Source organism: Streptomyces globisporus (assembly GCF_003501885.1).
Lineage (GTDB): Bacteria > Actinomycetota > Actinomycetes > Streptomycetales > Streptomycetaceae > Streptomyces > Streptomyces globisporus_D.
The window spans coordinates 44,415-61,779 of record NZ_QWFA01000001.1 but is presented as its reverse complement, the minus strand read 5'-3'; the positions used below and the strand labels follow the sequence as shown (position 1 = coordinate 61,779).

The 17,365-nt window shown below is 70.6% G+C and carries 14 protein-coding genes; 1 reads left to right on the top strand and 13 read right to left on the bottom strand.

The window, feature by feature from the left end:
* Positions 1-52: 52 nt before the first annotated feature.
* From D3105_RS00205 to D3105_RS00185, 5 genes are all read right to left on the bottom strand, one after another.
* Entirely contained in the window at positions 53-1,120 is a 1,068-nt protein-coding gene (locus tag D3105_RS00205; RefSeq protein WP_118898984.1) for a DUF2637 domain-containing protein, read from the bottom strand.
* The gene (locus D3105_RS00200; RefSeq protein ID WP_109180474.1) at positions 1,117-1,683 is read right to left on the bottom strand and encodes a WhiB family transcriptional regulator; all 567 of its coding nucleotides are present in this window, start codon (positions 1,681-1,683) and stop codon (positions 1,117-1,119) included. The genes D3105_RS00205 and D3105_RS00200 overlap by 4 nt, the downstream gene beginning before the upstream one ends.
* Before the next feature lie 118 nt (positions 1,684-1,801).
* Positions 1,802-2,506: an ATP-binding protein gene (locus D3105_RS00195; RefSeq protein ID WP_118898983.1), complete on the bottom strand. Its 705-nt coding sequence runs from the start codon at positions 2,504-2,506 to the stop codon at positions 1,802-1,804.
* Positions 2,506-3,525, bottom strand: coding sequence for a hypothetical protein (locus tag D3105_RS00190; RefSeq protein ID WP_118898982.1), 1,020 nt, complete (start codon positions 3,523-3,525; stop codon positions 2,506-2,508). The genes D3105_RS00195 and D3105_RS00190 overlap by 1 nt, the downstream gene beginning before the upstream one ends.
* A gap of 1 nt (position 3,526) precedes the next feature.
* Positions 3,527-3,853, bottom strand: coding sequence for a transcriptional regulator (locus D3105_RS00185; RefSeq protein WP_118899034.1), 327 nt, complete (start codon positions 3,851-3,853; stop codon positions 3,527-3,529).
* A gap of 393 nt (positions 3,854-4,246) precedes the next feature.
* Here D3105_RS00185 and D3105_RS00180 point away from each other — a divergent pair, with 393 nt between their 5' ends.
* A complete protein-coding gene (locus D3105_RS00180) occupies positions 4,247-5,140 on the top strand; it encodes a helix-turn-helix domain-containing protein (RefSeq protein ID WP_118898981.1) in 894 nt (297 codons plus the stop codon).
* Between the two features lie 57 nt (positions 5,141-5,197).
* On the opposite strand, the gene D3105_RS00175 is transcribed toward D3105_RS00180, so the two are convergent.
* The 8 genes from D3105_RS00175 to D3105_RS00140 all read right to left on the bottom strand — a co-directional run bounded on the left by D3105_RS00175 (position 5,198) and on the right by D3105_RS00140 (position 17,268).
* Positions 5,198-6,385 carry an amidohydrolase family protein gene (locus D3105_RS00175; RefSeq protein WP_118898980.1) on the bottom strand — a complete coding sequence of 396 codons (1,188 nt, stop codon included), beginning with the start codon at positions 6,383-6,385 and terminating at the stop codon, positions 5,198-5,200.
* A complete protein-coding gene (locus tag D3105_RS00170) occupies positions 6,379-7,527 on the bottom strand; it encodes an MAB_1171c family putative transporter (RefSeq protein WP_118898979.1) in 1,149 nt (382 codons plus the stop codon). Before D3105_RS00170 ends, D3105_RS00175 begins: the two co-directional genes overlap by 7 nt.
* Before the next feature lie 3 nt (positions 7,528-7,530).
* The gene (locus D3105_RS00165) at positions 7,531-8,034 is read right to left on the bottom strand and encodes a hypothetical protein (protein ID WP_240646754.1); all 504 of its coding nucleotides are present in this window, start codon (positions 8,032-8,034) and stop codon (positions 7,531-7,533) included.
* An 862-nt stretch (positions 8,035-8,896) separates the two neighbouring features.
* Positions 8,897-9,406, bottom strand: coding sequence for a topology modulation protein (locus D3105_RS00160; protein WP_118898977.1), 510 nt, complete (start codon positions 9,404-9,406; stop codon positions 8,897-8,899).
* Positions 9,407-9,593: 187 nt separating this feature from the next.
* Positions 9,594-10,730, bottom strand: a complete 1,137-nt coding sequence (locus tag D3105_RS00155) for a hypothetical protein (RefSeq protein WP_118898976.1) — start codon at positions 10,728-10,730, stop codon at positions 9,594-9,596.
* A gap of 89 nt (positions 10,731-10,819) precedes the next feature.
* Positions 10,820-12,889 (bottom strand): methyltransferase, FxLD system, encoded by a 2,070-nt coding sequence (gene fxlM / locus D3105_RS00150; RefSeq protein ID WP_118898975.1) that lies wholly within the window; start codon positions 12,887-12,889, stop codon positions 10,820-10,822.
* A gap of 21 nt (positions 12,890-12,910) precedes the next feature.
* Positions 12,911-14,176: a lanthionine synthetase C family protein gene (locus D3105_RS00145; RefSeq protein ID WP_118898974.1), complete on the bottom strand. Its 1,266-nt coding sequence runs from the start codon at positions 14,174-14,176 to the stop codon at positions 12,911-12,913.
* Positions 14,173-17,268: a lantibiotic dehydratase gene (locus tag D3105_RS00140; RefSeq protein ID WP_240646746.1), complete on the bottom strand. Its 3,096-nt coding sequence runs from the start codon at positions 17,266-17,268 to the stop codon at positions 14,173-14,175. The genes D3105_RS00145 and D3105_RS00140 overlap by 4 nt, the downstream gene beginning before the upstream one ends.
* Positions 17,269-17,365 lie beyond the last annotated feature (97 nt).

The window sequence follows — 17,365 nt, the reverse complement described above, 5'->3', positions numbered from 1 at the left end:
TGGGTGACCGGCCGGGTTGACCGGTTCGGTCACCCACCCCGTGGAGGTTCGGTCAGGGCCGGGAGGAAGTGACCGGCTGGCGGTGCTGCTCGCGCAGCTGAGCCATCAGCGCGGTCAGGGTGTCGCTGGACAGCGGGATCTGCTGACCTCGGATCGCCTGGGCGACCACCTTGCGGGTCAGTTTGTCCTCGGCCCTGACCGCCGACCGGGCGATCACCAGCAGCTCCTCGGTGTCCGGGTCAGGACGCCGGTCACCAGTCGACCGAGCGGCCCGGTCAGTGACCGGCGGCGAGGTGACCGGCCGGGCACTGACCGCCGCCGGGCTGTCCTGGTCATCACCGACCGGGGCCGTACTACTGGGGCGGTCAGTGACCCTCCGGCCCTTGTCCGCCTGTCCCGGCAGGTCAGGGGCACCGTGGCTGCGGTTGTGGTGGTCGGTGACCGACTGGCCGCTGGTCGCCGGGGTCGAGTCTCCGGTCACTGACCGGGCGGCGGTGTCCTCGTCGGCCGGGGACAGCGGCAGCCGGTCGGTCAGAGCGGTGACCGCCTGACCGGACTTGACCTGACCGGCCGCTGACCGCTGCAGACCGGCTCGGTCGGTCCGGGTGACCTCGATAGCGTCGCTGCGGTCGGTCTCACCGAGGTGACCGGGCTGACCGAGGTTCTGCCGACCAGAGTCCTCGACCGGGCCCCGGGCAATGAGGATGTAGAGGTGGACCGCTCCGGCCAGTGCGAGCGGGGCGATGGTGGAGAGCACCGCGACCACCGCGTCCCCGAGCCGGAGACCGGTGCCGGCGACCGCGTCCTGGTTGATCCGCACCGCGTGGAGTGCGTTGGCCCAGATGCTGGCGGCGGTGGCCGTGCCGAAGAGCATCCAGACGTAGAGCCGGGCGCGCAGTGGTGCATTGCGCAGGACCAGGAGGGCTCGGATGCCGTAGGCGATGAACCCGTCGATCACCAGGGGGAACAGGTAGGTGAGGAAGCCTCGGATGTGGATGGCCACGGCCATCTGCTGCAAGGCGTCGTACGACAGCGCGCATCCCGCGCCCCCGAGCGCCACGACAGCCGCGCGGTCCCACCCGGATATGTGCGCCGTCTTCGACGCGCTTGCGATGTTCATGCCGCCGTCCCGAAGTCGTCGCGGATCAGGCGCTCGCCGCTGGTTTCGGGGGGCGTGGTGTTCGTGGTGGGCTGGTTCAGGGTTCGGTTGCGCTCGGCCCGGCGGATCTCGCGGTACCGCTTCTTGGCGTGCTCCTCGGTGACCTTCAGAAGCCAGGCCAGGCGCTGCTCGCTCACCCCGTGGCGGTAGGCCGCGTACTCGACCGCGCGGCGCTCTGTATGGGTCAGGTGCACGTCGCGTCCGGCGATGGTGGCATTGACGCGGCTGTAGTCGAGGCGGCTGGCGAGCTTGTCGTGCAGCGGCCCGCGCTCCTCTTCCGTCAGGCCGCCACGGATCCCGTCGGTGTCACCCCCTTCGAGAGCGGCGTCCAGGCAGGTGCGCCGGACCGGGCACTGGCCGCACAGGGCCTTGGCCGTGGCGATCTTGGCGGTCTCGTCGGGTTCGGGGAAGAAGACTTCGGGGTCCACCGGGTTGTACTCGGTGCTCTGGCAGACGGCGTCGGCCTGCCAGGTCTGGTCGCCGAGCTGACGGTGCTGGGCGGGGCCGTTCATCGTGCTGGTCATGCGGGGTGCTCCGATCGCTCTCCGCGCACAGGGGCGTCGGCGGAGAGGTGCGCTGGCGGTAGGTGCCCGGGGAGACGGCGCTGCGAGGGCGCGGTCCGGCGGGGTGGCCTGTGGAGGGTCAGGCGGCGGCGCTGTGGCGTCTGCGGTCGACGGCCTCGAACTCGACTCGGGTGGTCATCTGCGCGAGCCTGCTGGCGACTCGGTCCCCGAGGTAGGAACGCAGGTCCTTGATCGCCAGGTTGGTCGTGATCAGCGTGGGGAGTTCGTAGTTGTACCGCCGGTTGATCAGCCGGTACGTGATCTCCTCGACCCACTCGCTCGCCTTGGCCGCGCCGAGGTCGTCGATGATCAGCAGTGGGCAACGGCTGACGGCCGCCAGCTCCCGCTCACTGTCCACCCCGGGCCGGGGGCGGAGATCGGCGTAGAGGTCGGCGGCGGTGGTCGCCCGCCAGCGCGCGCCGACCCCGCTCTGCACCAGCGCTCGGACCGCGCCGTACGCCTGGTGCGTCTTGCCCGCGCCGACGACCCCGGCCATCAGCAAGCTAGGGCCGGTGGTGACCTGTCGTCGGGCTCCTCGGCTGGGGGCGACGGCCGCGTCGGTGACCTTCCGGACCCACTCCAGGACCCTGGGGTGGTCGGCGACAGCCGCTTGATAGCGCGGGGGCATCCCGGCGAGCAGAGCGTCCAGCGGTGAGAAGGTCTCGGCGTCGTCCGGCAGCGCGGCGTCGGCCAGGTCGATGTTGCGGGCGGCCAGAATCCGGGCCATGCGCTCCAGCGTGGCTTCGTTGCCGAGGAGCTGCGGTTCGCGGTGACGGGTGTGCATCACAGCTCCTCGGCGTAGGCGGCGAAAGCGTTGGCCGGGTTGGTCCACGCCTGGTGGGCGGGCACGTTAGGCCGGATTCCCGGCCGCGCCAAACCGCCGGGACGAGCGTTCATCGCCTCGTTGACCATGCTGGTCAGCACGCTCGGGTGCTTGGGGTTGGCCGTGAAGTTCGCCAGCCCGGCTCGGATGTGCACCGGTGCGATGCCCTCGTCCAAGAGCTTCTTGATGATCCGGCCGAGGTGCCCGATCACGTCGCTCGGGGGGCGCTGGTCGCACCCGGCGACGTACTCCCCGACGAGGTCCCTGGCGGAGATGCCGGCTGCGGGCGCTGTGCGCCCCGTAGGGACAAGAGATCCAGGATCCAAGATCCTAGATCCAGGCGCCGAGCCTTCGGGGAGGCTTCGGGGAAGGTTCGGGGAGCCGCCGGAGACAACCCTCTGACCTGCACTTTCAACTCCGGTCCGCCCGGGTGCGCTGCTGGCTCCATCGGCGGCGTCCTGCCGGTCGGCGCTTGGCCCGTCTGCCTGTTCCGACACCGTCGAGGAGGGTGCGGCGGGCAGATCGAGAGCTCGGGGTGCCCTCGCCGAGGTCTCAGCGAGTCCTCGGGAAGTAGTGGGCGAGCCCTTCCCCCTCCGCGAGCAGGAGCCCTTGCAGGGGGCGCACCGGTCACCAGCCTGGTGCTGCGGGCACGAGGGCAGGCGCGACTGGCTCGGCTTGTCGATCTTCTGGTGCTCGGACCAGGTCACGATGTGGAGATAGCGGCGGCCGTCGCATCCGGTGTACCGGCAGATCAGTCCGGCGTTCGCGAGCTGGTGGAGGTCGTCCTCGACGTGGACCGAGGTGTGTTCGGCGCGCAAGGGCCAGAGGAGCCCCGCGATGATCGCGGCGTTGTCCCGGTGACGACCATGGTCGTCGGCCTGGGTGAGCAGGCCGAAGAAGGTCCGCTCGGCCGCGACGTTCACCTCGGCAAGAGACTCGGAGGTGAACGCCTCCGGCTTGATGGTTCGAATCCTGGGCACGTCAGCGGCCCCGCATGGCGGCGATCAAGTCGCTGCGGGTGAGGGTGGTGTCGGCGAGGCGGAAGGTGTGCGGGCGGGTCCAGTCTTTGTCCGGCCAGACCCTCAGGATCCAGCGGGCGGCGACCCTGGACGTCGTCCGGCCCAGCTCCAGCGTCCTGCCCGTCTCGTCCTGCACGACTGTGTGCGGGTGCGGCCAGACCTGCGTCGGGTCGGTGAGGCTGACCCGGATGGTGGCTGCGCCGGAGATCATGTCGGCGAGTTGGGCGGCAAGGCGGTGTCGACGGCTGGTGTCCGGGCAGGCCGGGGTTCCGCTCGGCATGGCAGGCATGCGATACTCCGTGGTTTGTAGGACCGCGGTGCGGTGGTTCTCGTGCAAAAGCCCCGCCGCCCGCGAGATGTGCATCGGCGCCCTTCGGGGTGCCGGCCCGGCGCTTGGGAGCTGGTAACTCCCGGGCGCCGGTTTTTCGTTGCTTCGTCGAGTTACGGGCCGCTGGCGTGCATCCCTCGCCCCTCCCTGACCTGTGTTCGGCCGGCGCCCCCTCTTGCCGGGCGCGCCGAAGGAGGTGTTCTCCTCCTCAGCCTCACGTCCTCGGCAGGCACACAGCCTTGTCACGGAGAGGGATGCACGGCATCCCGTTTTTCGGTAGTCTGAAGCTATCCCGGTTCGCGCGAAAGGTCAACGAGCCGATATTTCTTCGACTCGCACGAAAAAGAGGTCTCGATGCCAGCTCGCCACTTCGACAGAACAGTGGTGCGCGCCGTACGACGGGCTACAGAGATCCCGCAGGCCGAGGTGGGCGCTGCCGTCGACGCTGCGGACTCAACCGTGGCGGGGTGGGAGTTGGGCTCAAGCGTCCCGGACCAGGAGAAGCTGCCGGGCATCGCGCGCGTACTCCGGAAACCGTTGGATGAGCTGTTCCCCCGTGAAGGCTCACCCGATCTGATCGACTTGCGATGCGACGCGGGCCTCTACCGGTACGAGGTGGCGAAGTTCATCGGCACGAAGAGCGACGGCCCGGTGGCTGCGGCCGAGAACGGCGTACGGCGGCTCAAGGAGAAGTACGTGCCGAAGCTGGCAGCGGCGTACGGCGTATCGGAGAGGGTGCTGGAGCAAGCTCAGGAGCGCTCGTTCGGGAACACCGTCGAAGAAGCCGGGGACGAGAGCGTCGCCGGCGCCGAGGCCGAGGAGTCTCCCCGTACGCTCGGGGAGAAGATCAGCTTCCTGTTGGAGCAGTCCTACCCTGCGGGCGCGGCTCCAGGAGACGAGGAGATCTCGGAGGCGGTGAACCGGCATGCAGGATCAGAGGTTGTCACGGCCAATGAGGTTGAGGCCCTCCGAACAGGTACTGGCGAGGCCGACAGCCCTCCCCCGGTTGTCCTGGAGGGCCTTGCCGAGTTCTTCGGCGTCGAGCGCATGTACTTCGAGCCGGACGACGCTGTCGCCCGCCAGGTGTACCAGGGGATTCGTGTGTTGCTGGCCTCCAAGAACGGGGGGATCAGACGGGTTCGGGCCCGCGGCCTCGGCCCGAAGGGTCTGTCGCCCGAGGTTCTCTCGCTCCTGACGGACCTTGAGACCGAGTTCGAGAAACAGGTCGGCTCCGAAGACGCCGAGTAGGGCCCTGCCCTCCGGGGCGCTGGAGGCTCCGGGAGAGCAGGGCTCGGTCAGCACCGACTACTCCGCTGGTGCGTTGGGCTCGTGTCGCCGACCGGAGGCGAATACGGCCTTGATGTTCTTGAGGGCGTCGAGATCCGAGAGCGGGTCCCCGTCGACAACGATGAGATCCGCTCGGTAGCCCGGAGCAATGCGGCCCGTTGTGGAGCCGAGCCCCAGGGCTGTGGCTGCTGCGGTCGTCGCCATGTCGATGATCTCGGCGTTCGCCAGGCCGAGGTGGGCGTAGAACGAGAGGGCAGGTACCAGGCCGCTGAAGTTGGCACGCTGCACTCCGGCGTCCGTGCCGGCGATCAGCTTCACACCCGCGTCCGCCATCTGGCGTACCAGGTCGAACATCGCGGCGGCGCGCTCCTCGCCGAAGATCGCGGGGAGCATCCGCCAGTGGGGGCTCACCGCTGGGCAGACGGTGATGTCGCGGTCGATGATCTGCTGCACCACGTCCCGGCGGAAGTCGAGGCCATCGCCGGTCATCCACGTGCAGTGCTCGATGGAGTCCACTCCAGCCTCCACGGCTGCTGCGATGCCGTCGGCTCCGTGCGCGTGGGCTGCGACGGGGACGCCTGCCGTGTGAGCCTCATCCACGAGAAGTCGCAGTTCCGTTGCGGAGAACTGGGATTCGTGACTTGCGGGCCCGCCACGGGTGAGGCCGCCACCAGTGACCATGCATTTGATGACCCCAGCGCCTCGTTCGAGGTTGAGGCGGATGAGGGCGCGGATCTCGGCTTCGCCCGAGACCTCACCGCCGAGGAAGTGGCAATGTCCGCCGGGGGTGGTCAGGGGCGTGCCTGCGGAGACGATCCTCGGTCCCGGCGTGCGCCGGTCGGCGATCTCCGAATCCAGGCGAAGGGCCAGCCCGTTCCGGTCTCCGAGGTCACGGGCCGTGGTGACGCCGCTGAGTAGCAGTTCCTCGGCGCGTCGGCGCATGTCCGCGAGCAGGGCCTCATCCGTCGAGTCCTGGAGAGCGGACACCGGGTCGGGACCCCCGTCGAAAATGAGGTGTACGTGGGCGTCGATCAACCCGGGCAGAAGGGTGCCGTCGAACACCGACCGGGGCACGTCGGCGGCGGTCTGCTCCTCGATCTCCTTGCGCGGCCCCACAGCCACGATCGAGTCGCCCTCGATCAGGATGGCGCCATCGTCCAGATACGTGCCCGTGTCGACGAGCACACGTCGTCCGCTGATCAGCATGGTGCCTCCTTGATCGTGAGGGGGGTCGCGCGGTCTGTCACCAGCGCGTCGGACACCGCAATCAGTTGTTTCACATCTGCCGCTCGGTCGCTCCCCAGGGCCATGGCAAGGGGGACCGCCCGGCGGGGTGCGAGGGCTCCCTCCTTGATCCGGGCGGAAGCGCGGCGGAGCCGGGCTGCCAGCTCTGCCGAGTCGAGGTCGGGCGCTGCAATGCCGGTGTCGTCCTCCAGGAGGTACGGACTGATGGCGACCAGGCCGTCCCGGATCTCCACGATGCGGCGGTGGTAACGCCGGTGAACTCCCCGAGCACGCCGTCGGTCATGAGCGGACGAGGACGCCGGCGGCAGCACGTTGTCGGGAAACGCCTCAGCCAACAGCTCCCAGAGGGCGGCGAGGCGGCGGTAATCACGTCGGTGCTGGAGCCAGAGCTTCGAAGAAGATATTCGGGCGCGGACCCCCGTGTGGACGATGCCGGCCGTGAACAGAAGGATGGATGCGACCAACAGGAACGCGACGGCAGCCATCAGGCGCTGGGGTACGTCGATCTCGAACCAGCGAGCGGCGACGATGACAGCCCGGATCGCACAGGCCACGGCCATCGCACCCAGGCCAACGGCCGCCATCCACAGTGCTGTTGCATGGGGGCGACGGGACATGCGGGCGTAGGTGCGGGTCCACCGAGCGGCGAGGCCCAGGACGTACGTCAGGTAGCACCCGGCTCCGCCGTAAAAGACGGCGATCTGCGGGATCGTCATGTCCGCGGTGCTGAAACTGCCGGCGAAGACCTCGTGCGGCACCGATACGGCAGCCAGGGTGATAACCACCACGACGGCCCCGACGACGACCGCCTCCTTGCGTGCCCTGCGACGGCTCGCCTCCGCGTCGGCGGCCGAGTAGAGGTAGAAGCACATCAGGAAGTACATCGCGAAGAGCAGCAGTACGTTCTGGACCAACTTCGCCACCCCGTGCCCCGCAACCGTGTCGACGCCGGTCGCGCCACCCGGCATAGCGATGGGATAAGACAGCGTGGCGCAGAGCAGGCAGAGGGTCACCGACCGCAGAGGCGCGTCATGGGGGGCTCGCCACAGTTTGTAGAGCTTCCAGGCAAGGGCGCCCACGAGCCCCAGGAGTAGCAGTTCCACGGGCTACAGCCATCCCCGCCGGTCGCCGAGGGCCGACTGCACACGCCGCAGCGACGGGTCCTCCGAGAGGGGAGTGGAGTCGTCCAGCACCGACGCCCACTCCAGGATGATCGTCGCAGCGAGTTCGACGGAGCACTCCTCACCGTCGTCGTACGCGCACCGGCGCGCGACCCGCTTGATCGTCTCGGGGTCGAAGACCGGCAGCATGGCGGCCCAACCCTCCACGAAGACGGCCGACTCCTCGTCGGGGTCGAGCGCGGGGGGCCGCCCCGTCGCTTCGGCCGACGCCTGCTCGGCGTCCTCGGCCTCCGCCACGAGGATGTGCCCTATCTCGTGGAGCTTGATGTGATCTTGATGCAGACGGGTCGTCTCCTGCTGGTACAAGATCACGTCATAGGCGTCGTACTCGACCCACATCCCCGTCGGGCCGGGCTTCGGCAGCGGCGCCTCCCGCAGGTAAAGGGGCCGCCCGCGCCGACGGCTGAGCGCCGAGCACAGCTGCTCCACGTCCAACGGCGGATGAACACCGAGGTCCTGCAGCTCCCGACGGAGGAAGCGATGCAGGTCCCTCTCCACCGCCCGACGGCGGCCCAGTCCCCTCTGAGGCTCTCCGCCCCGAGCCGGCCCCGTGGGCTCAGTGCGAAGGATCTTCCCAGACCACATGACAAATCCCTTCTACCAGTTAGCTCCCCCCGAGCTAGGCGCGACCGCGCCGCTGACTCTCGGTTCCCTCCACGCAGGCCCGGCGCGCGGTGTCGCCCTTCGGGTGCCTCCGGTGCGACACCACCGCAACCCAACCGAACCAGCACCACATCGATGCCCATGTGTCGCTGCAGCGAATGAGCAACGCTCTCGCCACTCGCCTCGCCGGAGGTTTCGGGAACTTCTTGGACAGTACGCGAAACGCTGAGCGGATCTTGACCAAAACCTGGCTAGCGGTCGGTATAGCAGTAGCGCTCACGCTTCGGAGCAAACCGAGAAAAGACCACTACTGAAGATTGATCAAGGCTTTGACGTGCTGTTTTGTCAATCGCTGCGCACACCCCCACACGTGGGGCCAAGCGGCCAGCTCGTCGTCGATTCGAGATACCTCACACCCAAAACCAGACATGCGGTTGGTTACGAACCGGAAAAATAGCCCACAAAGAGACATTCGGACGATCTGGCCTGTCGGCCCACACCCCGGCGAACAGCCCTCACTTGAGCTATTGCCGGTCGCAAACTTCGTCGGCCGGAGCCCGTGAGCGTGAAGTGCGCGGCAATCGCCCCCACGATTCCGGCCGGCGGAGGGTTCGCGCAGGCTCGCTGTTCTTGAAGACGACGGTCGGGCTCATTCACGCCGCGCCCCCGGTCCGGGGGCGCGGGCCGTTCAGGACTGCTCGGCGGCGACCTTCCGCAGCCAGCGGTGCGTCTGGCGCCGGTTGGCCAGGAGCACCACGTCGGTGCCGGAGCCGAACTCCTCGATCTTCGCCATCACACGGGGGCGCATCCTGCGCCGGTACGTGGCGACGTACTTGATCACGCCCCAGTGGATGCGGTTGTGCACTCCGTTGCCCTTGTGGCCGGCCCCGTGCCGGATCTGCCGGGAGAAGATCCCGTACAGGGCCGCCACGGTCGACACGTCCATCAGGACCACCGTGTCGCAGGCTTCGAGCCGTACCTGCAGCGTCGAGTTGTAGTTGCCGTCGATCACCCACCGCGGCTGCGCGACCAGCTCGCGCTGCACGTCGGTGAACTTGTCTATGGGCAACGCGTTCCACCTGTCGTCGTAGAACGCGGCGTCCAGGTGCGTCACCGGGGCGTCGAGGATCCTGCCCAGCTCGCGGGCCACGTGGGATTTGCCACTGCCTCCGCAGCCGACGACGACGACCTTCCTCATGGTGCTCCAGCGTAGAGAGGTTGAGGTGATCGGCGGGCCAACTCGCGGACGTGCTGTATCTGGCCTCTCTCCTGCCTGTTCAGTTCGTCGCTCATAGAGCCCTCTACCGACGATGAGCGCCGCCACGCGCCCTGACTCCCCTGGTGCTCGACGCCGTGCAGGGTGGGCTGCTCTGGCTGCCCAGGCGTTACACCTCAACCCTGTGCGCCAGTCCCTCCTGCTGGGGGCGGGAGGGCCCGACGCTGGCGCGGATCAACTCGTCGCTGCCCCGCAACGCCTCTGTCATCCTTGCGAGCCAGGGCTCGGGGAGGCCGCCCCTCCCCAACGCGCATGTATGGACAAGCCGTCGGGCCGCCTCGACCTGGTGCGGCTCGGCGAGGCTGGTGAACCGGTGGTCAGCCAGGCACTCGCGGGCGGCGTAGCCATCGGTCGCCACGGCGGCCCGGCGGTGGAGCTCTGCAACCATCCGGTGCGCTGCGTCTTCCTGGTGCGGCTCCAGCAGGTCCAGGATCGTCAGGCCGAGGCGCGTATCGAAGACGGTCATGCCCTGGTCGGGTTGGTGCTCGACGTAGTCCTCGACCAGCGTGTCGAGGAGGGGTAAGGCCGGGCCGCGAAGGGCCTTTCTACACATCACGTCGAGGCAGCCGGTGACGGCGTTCTCCCAGCGTTCTCCGGGTGCGGTCATGGTGATGAGCGCGGCGGCGTCGGTGAGGGTGTGGCTGAGTGCGGCCAGAACGGCGACCTGGCGGCCGTCCAGCATGCGCTGCCCGATGCCCCGGTGTTCCTCGATGTGGGTCAGGGCTTCCGCCCAGCGGCCGGTCGTGGTCAGGGTGCGGGTGCCGTCGGCCAGGACGACCTTCCACAGCCAGGTGCGCACCTCGTGGCGGTCGGTGTCGGTGAGGGTGAGGTCGGCCGGGACGTGGACCCCCTCGAACTGAGCGCTGGTGCCGTTGGTGACGGCGTCGAAGAGGTGCAGCAGACGGTGGCGCCCGTCGTCGGCGGCGCCTGCGCGGATCTGGAGGCGTGCGAGGTTCACCACGGGTTCGAGTGCGCGGATCGCGCTCATGCCGGGCAGGGGGGCGGCGTGGAGGTAGGCGGCGGCGTGCTGGTGGCACATCTTCCGCGCGAGGTCGGGGAGCCCGAGGTCGGAGGCGATGAGGGCGGCCTGGTTGTAGACGGCCGAGGCGAGGCCCTGGTCAGCCTGTGCGGCTGCGGCGTCGGCGAGTTCGACCAGGCCGTTCACGCGTTGGGGCAGGGGCAGGCACGCAGGTCGGAATCGGTAGATGAGCGGGAAACGCTGCGCTATGGGTCCGTTCGAGTCCATGAGGTCCCCCGGGGTGAAGACGACGAGGAGCGGGGAGGGGCCGCGTGGTGCCCGCCGGCCGGTCGGCGGGCACCACGCAGGCGGATCAGCTAATGCCAGGTGACGCGGACGCGGTTCAGCGGGGTGTCGAGGACGAAGACCCCGGGCTGCTCGTCCGCGGGCGCATCGAGCGGCAGGATCTCGAAGGCGGCGTCCCGGCCGCGGTACTCGCGGTCCCAGGTGCGGACCGCGTCGGCGACCTTGGCGGCCAGCTCATCGCTCCCGGGGCCGTGGCCGATGACGCCGAACTCCCAGAGCTTGGCGCCCTCAGGGGTCTTCTGCTCCGAGGGACGCCGCGCGAGGTAGATGACGGCGCCCTTCTCGACAGCGGCCGTGGCCGAGGGGTAGGGGTCCTCGGTGAGCACCGTGCCCTTGACCGACTGAGGGAAGAGCATCCGGATCAGCCCAGATGGCAGGACGCAGGAGACGAACAGCTCCATCCACTCCGGGGACTCCCCCGCGCGGACCGTCACCCCGGTCCACTCATCGACGCGCGGCTGGTCAAGGACACCGGCAAGGGCGTCGGCGTCGAGCGCCAGGCCGGCCGGGGCCTGGAGGCGCACGGCGCCGTCCGTGCTGAGCGGGACGGCGCGGCGGTCGTCGTCGGCGATGCCCCGGCGCAGCGGCATGAAGGTGTTCATCTCCGAGCCGACCGACTGCCACCGGCCGTCGCGCTTCACGTAGATGATGGAGCGCGAGACGCTGCCCGTGAGTCGCTGCGGGGTGACGAGTCGGCCGCCCTCGGCGAGCTGGTCGAGCCAGGCGTGGGGGATGCCGTGCGCGCCGACGGTGGCGATGATCCGGTCGTACGGGGCGCCTTCGGCGTGACCGAGGGCGCCGTCGCGCGTCAGGGCCTCGACGTTGGTGGCTCCGGCGGCTGCGAGGTGGGCTCGGGCGCCTTCGACCAGGTCGTCATCGACGTCGATGGTGGTGACGTGTCCGCTCGGGCCGACGAGGTGGCCGATCAGGGCGGCGTTGTAGCCGGTGCCGGCGCCGAGTTCGAGGATGCGCTCGCCCGGCTGGGCTTCGAGCTGGTCCAGCATGAGGGCGACGACGGCGGGCTGGGAGGCGCAGGAGATCGAGGTGCCCTCGGGGTCGTACTTCACGTTGACCGGGCTGTTGTCGTAGGCGTCGGCCAGCGGGGTTTCGGGGACGAACAGGTGCCGGGGCACGGTGCGCAGGGCGGCTTCGACCGCGGGGGTGCGGGCGTGGCCGTCGGCCTTGATCTGGTCGACCAGGGCGTTGCGGAGCTGTTCGGCGTTGGCCTCGGGGGCGGTGAGTGTGTCGGTGTTCACCGTGCTGACGCTATGAGCCGCGGAGCCCGATCCGGGTGCTGACGCGGTGCTTTCATTCGATCCCATGACTGCCTCTCGTGCGATGTGGAACAGGACGTGCTGGTCGGCGGACGGCAGACCGGCACGGTTGGCGTGGAAGATGGTGTGGTGTGCGATGACGGCGCGCAGTCCGCGGGTCAGGTCGCCTTGGGCGGCGAGGTGGGCGAGCGTGGTGCCGACGCGCTCGAAGGCTGCGATCCAGTCGGCGTGGCCGTCCAGCGGCCCGTGCTCGCGGCACAGGCTGCGGGCCTCGGTGGTCATCAGGCTCCTCATCGCCGAGGTCAGGCGCGTGGACGCGGGCGTGCCGGTACCGGGGCGGAGTGCGGAGACCTTCGCCCACACGTCACCCTGCTCGAACCAGTCGAGACCCGAGGCGCGCATCAGGCTGCTCATCAGCAGGATGGCGGTTTCGCGCCGCCCCAGGTGCCCGTCCTTGACGGGATAGGCGAGCAGGTGGCGGCTGTCCTCGTGGAAGAGGGCGTGCGCGGCCGTCATGGCGCCCGCCCCGCCGAACGCCTCGGTCTCCGGCTCGTAGATGCCGGTCATGTGGGACTGCGCGGTGCCGTCGGCCACCCAGTCGTCCAGCAGGGCCAGCACGATCGGGGCGGGCTCGTCGGCGACGTACCGCAGGCGCCAGGGCTGCTTGTTCATGAACCACCAGCCGCTGAGCTGCATGTCGGCCTCGGCGGCGAGCAGCGCCGGGGCGAGGCGTTCGGTGACTGCGCGCCTTCCCGTGTTCCGGTCGGGGAAGGCGATGTTGTGCTGCTGCCAGCGGTCGGGGCGCATCGAGAAGTCCTTCGGTCGGATTCAGGTGGTGAGTAGGCAGGCGTCCCAGGCAGTGCGGGGCGGGTCCGTGCTGTCCGCGGTGAGCAGTCCCAGCGCGGTTCCGGCGGCGCCGTCGAGGAGACCGGCGCCCGCCGCGTCCTTCAGCAGCAGGGCGGCGGCGTCGCCGGGGGCGGAGCCGGCCGGGACCAGCACGGTGAGCAGGGCGGGGATAGCCGCGCGGAGCTGGCCGGCGGTGGCCCGGTCGGCGTCGGCGGCGGCACGCGCCGCGATGTGGACGAGTCCGGCGAAGCCGTGGCACAGGCCGCTGTCCGTGGTGGCGCGAAGCTGCGCGCGGTCGCTCAGGGCGTCCAGCAGGGCGGCTTCGGCCTCGACCTGGAGGTCGCTGTCGCCGAGGGCGAGCGCGGCGAGCTGCTGGGCACGGGCCAATCCCGCGGTGCCGTAGCACCAACTCGGCCGCCGCGGTGCCGAGGCCGCGGGCCGGTCTCTGCGCAGTTCCTCGCGGGTGATCCAGTACGGCCAGGCCGTGCCGCGCCCGGTGGGCACCTTCCAACGCTCCAGCCAGGCCAGGATGGTGCGCATCGCCTTGTGGTGGCCGGGGACGGTGGTGCCGCAGCGAGTGGCGAGCGCCAGCAGGGTGAGGACCGCGCCGACGCCGTGCGCCATGCCGTGGTTGGCGTGCCCGCCGGGGAAGCGGTCGTCCGGTCGGCCGGACGGCCCGGTCGGTACCCACCAGCCCGGCAGGCGTTCGCCGTCGTAAGTGACCGGGTGGGTCAGGCGCACGCAGTAGTCGAGAACGGCCCGGGTCACCGGGCCCGCCGGGTCGCGGCGCAGCAGGTGGGCGCCGTACCCGGTCAGGCCCCGGATGGCGTCGAACTCGGCGAGCGCCGGAAGGTGCCCGGCCTCGATCCGGCGGTGCGCGGCGTCCAGCCGCCGCCGGGCGTCCGTCATCACCTGCCGGTCCAGCACATCGAGGCCACGCCGGTAGGAGTCCGGAAGCTGGTCGGCTGCGCACGCCACGGCATGGGCGAGCGCCGGGGCGCCGTAGAAGGGGTGGCTGTCAGGGCCGCTGGTGAAGGGTTCGCGGGCCGCGGCGGACAGCCAGTCTTGGGCGCGCTGCCAGGGGGCGAGCCCGGCCGCGGCGCGCTCGATGTGCAGCAGAGCGATGCCGGTCGGGCCGTAGGCGAGGTGCTGCCGGTTGTCCTGGGCGGTGACCGCCGCCGGCGCCTGGTCGGGGTGGGCGAGCCGGTCGGCGACGGCGGCGGCCACCGCGGCTGCTGTGTGGGTCACGGTCGCCTCCCGGCGCGGGCGGTGAAGGCCAGGGCGGCGGCGCGGGCCAGATACAGGGAGACCTCTTCCTCGGGGAAGTCCACCGCGACGTGCCGTACGAAGTGGACGTGCAGCAGGGAGATCAGCACGCCGTCCACGGCGATGCCGTCGGCGTGCCGGCCGGACAGGTGCGGCCCGTACGCGGCGAGCGCAGCAGTGCGCTCGGCCCAGGCGTCCACGATCGCGGCGCCGCCGGGCGCTGACCGCAGGGCCGCCCAGTCACCGCGCGGATCTGCCAGCCGCACGGCGTCGGTGAACTGCGAGCGGGGTACCGGGTTTGGCGCGGTCGGCTCGATGTGGTCGATCAGCCAGCGCGCGCCGGCGTCCGGGCTGCCGAGGAGGGCGGAGGCGATGGCGAAGAAGTGCGCGGCCACGAGCGTGCGCTGCGCGGGCCGGGCGGGCTGGGCGAGCTGCGCCACCGTGGCCAGTGAGTCCGCGCGGAACACGGCCTCGGCCGCGTCCCACGCCGGTCCGGAGCCCCACCGGCCCGTCTCGCGGTAGGAGGTGGGGTAGCGCAGGTCTGCCAGCAGCCCGGCGGTCCGCAACTCGTCGGCCCAGGCGCTGACCGCGCGGGTGGTGTCGGCGAAGTCGCCCGGGTCGGGCAGCGCGATCCGCAGGCGAAGGTGCTGCCGGGGGTCGCGGAAGCGGACGTACCACCAGGGAGGAGAGCCGAGGCGCCGCATCAGGTCGGGCACGTGTCGGGCCAGCAGGGCGTTTTGACGCCGCGGGTCGCCGTACAGGGCCACGAGGAGCATTGGGGATGTGGCCGGGGTCTGGATCTGGGCCGGGGACAGCGCGCGGGCGGTGGTCGGCGTGGGAAGGGCAGGCCAGGCCGGAGGCCGGACTGCTTTGAGGGGCACCGCGATCTCGTGGGCCCGGCCCCCGGTCCAGCCGTCCGCCCCGGGAGGAGCGGCTTCCGTCAGCAGCGCCGTATCGGCGCGGTCGAGGTGCCGGCGCAGCAGGCTCCGGTGGCCGGGCTCATCGAGGTCGAGCGGCAGGCGCCGGTCGTCCTGGACGAGGTACACGTGCTGCGGTAGGCGGCGGCGCTCCCGCCAGCCGGACAGCGCCGCGTCCCAGTCCGCGCCGGGGCGGTGACGGTCGGGGAGGTCGCCGGCCTCCAGCCGCCAGCGGGCCGCGACCAGCACGATGCGTCCGTACCGCAGGCGGGGCAGGAACGGCATCGACGCGGCGGCGCCCCAGTCGAACCGGGTGACCTGAGCGTTCTGCGCCCGGGACACCTCGGTGATCAACCGCGCCAGAGGCGGGGTGTGCTCGGCGAGATTCAGCGCGTTCATGCCGACGGCCTCGACACGCACGCCGCGGCTCGGAGCGGCCAGGTACATCCGGCGGCCGTCGCACGCCAGCGCCAGGTCCGCCGGCGTGAGCACTGCGGCGTCGGGCGCGCGGTGCTCTTGCAGGCTGATCACCAGCGGCAGCACGCGCGGGGTTCGGGTGACGTGTGCGGTGTCGGGCAGCAGCGCGGGGAAGGAGAGCTGCGCCGCCACCGTGCCGTCGTCGGCCGTGGGTAGGTCAGCCAACTCCGCGCGCAGGCGCTTGCGTTGTGCGTGAGGGAGGACGCCGAGGAAGCGTCCGACGGTAACCCCGGATCCGCGTGACACGCTGGTCAACTCCACGGTGAACCGCCCACGGCGGACTTCGGCGAGGCTGGCCGCGTGCAGCCGCACACTCACCTCCAGGTGGGACGGTGTCCGCGGCTCCTGCGGGCCTCGGTCCAGGGCGGCCACGGTCTCGTCGGTCAGCACGACTTCGTCGCGGCCGTCGAGCGCGGCGGCTTGGGCGAGGCGGAGCAGCACGTCGTCCCGCGGCGACAGGCGCCGCCGGCCTTCGTCGGTCGGCCTGCCCGGGTACCCGTCCGGGTAGCCGACGCCGCTGTCCGCGACAACTTCCATGAGCGGCACCATGGTGCCGACGCCGAACCGCTCGTAGAACCGCTGGTGGTACTCGTTCCACGGCTCGGTGCCGTACGGGCGGGCGCAGAGACGGGTGAGGATCGTGGCGGCGCGCTCGACCTCGTGGGCGACCAGATCGGGGAGCACCACGGTGGCGTCCAGGCACAGGTCCAGGGCGAGCGGGTGACGGCGGAGGCCCGGCACCAGATCGCGCATCCGGGTCGCTACGGCGTCCCGGCCCTCTGTGGTGCCGCACTGCTCCAGCCCGGCGTGGACGGCGCGCAGCTCCCGGACGACGGGCGCCAGGAGACGAATGTCCTCGGCACGGACCGCGTCGAGCTGGGTGACGAGGTGACCGAGCGCGTCGGTCTCGGTCGTCGGCGCGTGGAGGTTGGTGATCAGCACGCGTCGGCGCACCAGGCCCGCGAGGAGCCGCTTGACGCGCTCCGGTGCCACGGCCGGGAACTCGGCCATCTGCTTCTCGGCGAGTTCCCCGATCCGGATCGGCGCGTCGGCCGCGCGGAGGATGAGCCGGACCGGTGCCGACAGCTCGACGGACGCCTCGACCGCTCGCCGCTGACCGGTCGGCCCGTCGTCCTGGTAGGGGACGACGAGACTGCCGTCGCGCTCGAAGGTGGTGTTGTTGACGACGACCGACAGGAGCGGCAGCAGCTCTCCGCTCCTTTCTAACTGCTCGATCAGCCGCCCTACCCACTCCGCACCGGCGCGGGCCACGACCGCGTGGTTCTGGCCCCAGCGGGAGTGGGGCTCGGCGTCGAAGGTGGCCGTGGTGACTCCGGCGAACAGTCCGAACGGTGTGGGCCGGTGCAGCGCGCGCAGGAGGTAGCGCGCCACCGACACTCCAACGCGGCGGACTTCGCGGGCAGAAGGGGAGTTAGCACTCTCCAGGACCTCGACTTCGGCGGCGAGAACCGGGCTGGCGTGGCGGAGGGCCTGTGCGATGCCCGGGTCGTGCCAGATGCTGCGAATCCAGGCGAGGCGTCCGGTGGTGACCTCCTCCAGCTCCTCGGCTCGGAAGGACCGGTCGTCGAAGTCCGGTAGGGGAAGCTGGGTCACCGACGGTCGAGCGGCTGCGCGCACCAGGGCGGTCGTGCCCGCCTTGAACGCTGGGGGTATAGCCACGTGACGTGTCCCTTCGTGCGTCTGGAGGGACGGTCGGAGCCGACGCGCCGAGTAGCGCGACAGCACCGACCGCGGTTCATGACCTGATGACCGGGTT

Excerpts from the sequence above, each read along its gene's own strand:
- D3105_RS00175 (WP_118898980.1), bottom strand. The coding sequence starts at position 6,385 with ATGCTGATCAGCGGACGACGTGTGCTCGTCGACACGGGCACGTATCTG.
- fxlM (WP_118898975.1), bottom strand. The coding sequence starts at position 12,889 with ATGCGCCCCGACCGCTGGCAGCAGCACAACATCGCCTTCCCCGACCGG.
- D3105_RS00200 (WP_109180474.1), bottom strand. The coding sequence starts at position 1,683 with ATGACCAGCACGATGAACGGCCCCGCCCAGCACCGTCAGCTCGGCGAC.
- D3105_RS00160 (WP_118898977.1), bottom strand. The coding sequence starts at position 9,406 with ATGAGGAAGGTCGTCGTCGTCGGCTGCGGAGGCAGTGGCAAATCCCAC.
- D3105_RS00185 (WP_118899034.1), bottom strand. The coding sequence starts at position 3,853 with ATGCCTGCCATGCCGAGCGGAACCCCGGCCTGCCCGGACACCAGCCGT.
- D3105_RS00155 (WP_118898976.1), bottom strand. The coding sequence starts at position 10,730 with ATGGACTCGAACGGACCCATAGCGCAGCGTTTCCCGCTCATCTACCGA.
- D3105_RS00205 (WP_118898984.1), bottom strand. The coding sequence starts at position 1,120 with ATGAACATCGCAAGCGCGTCGAAGACGGCGCACATATCCGGGTGGGAC.
- D3105_RS00180 (WP_118898981.1), top strand. The coding sequence starts at position 4,247 with ATGCCAGCTCGCCACTTCGACAGAACAGTGGTGCGCGCCGTACGACGG.
- D3105_RS00195 (WP_118898983.1), bottom strand. The coding sequence starts at position 2,506 with ATGCACACCCGTCACCGCGAACCGCAGCTCCTCGGCAACGAAGCCACG.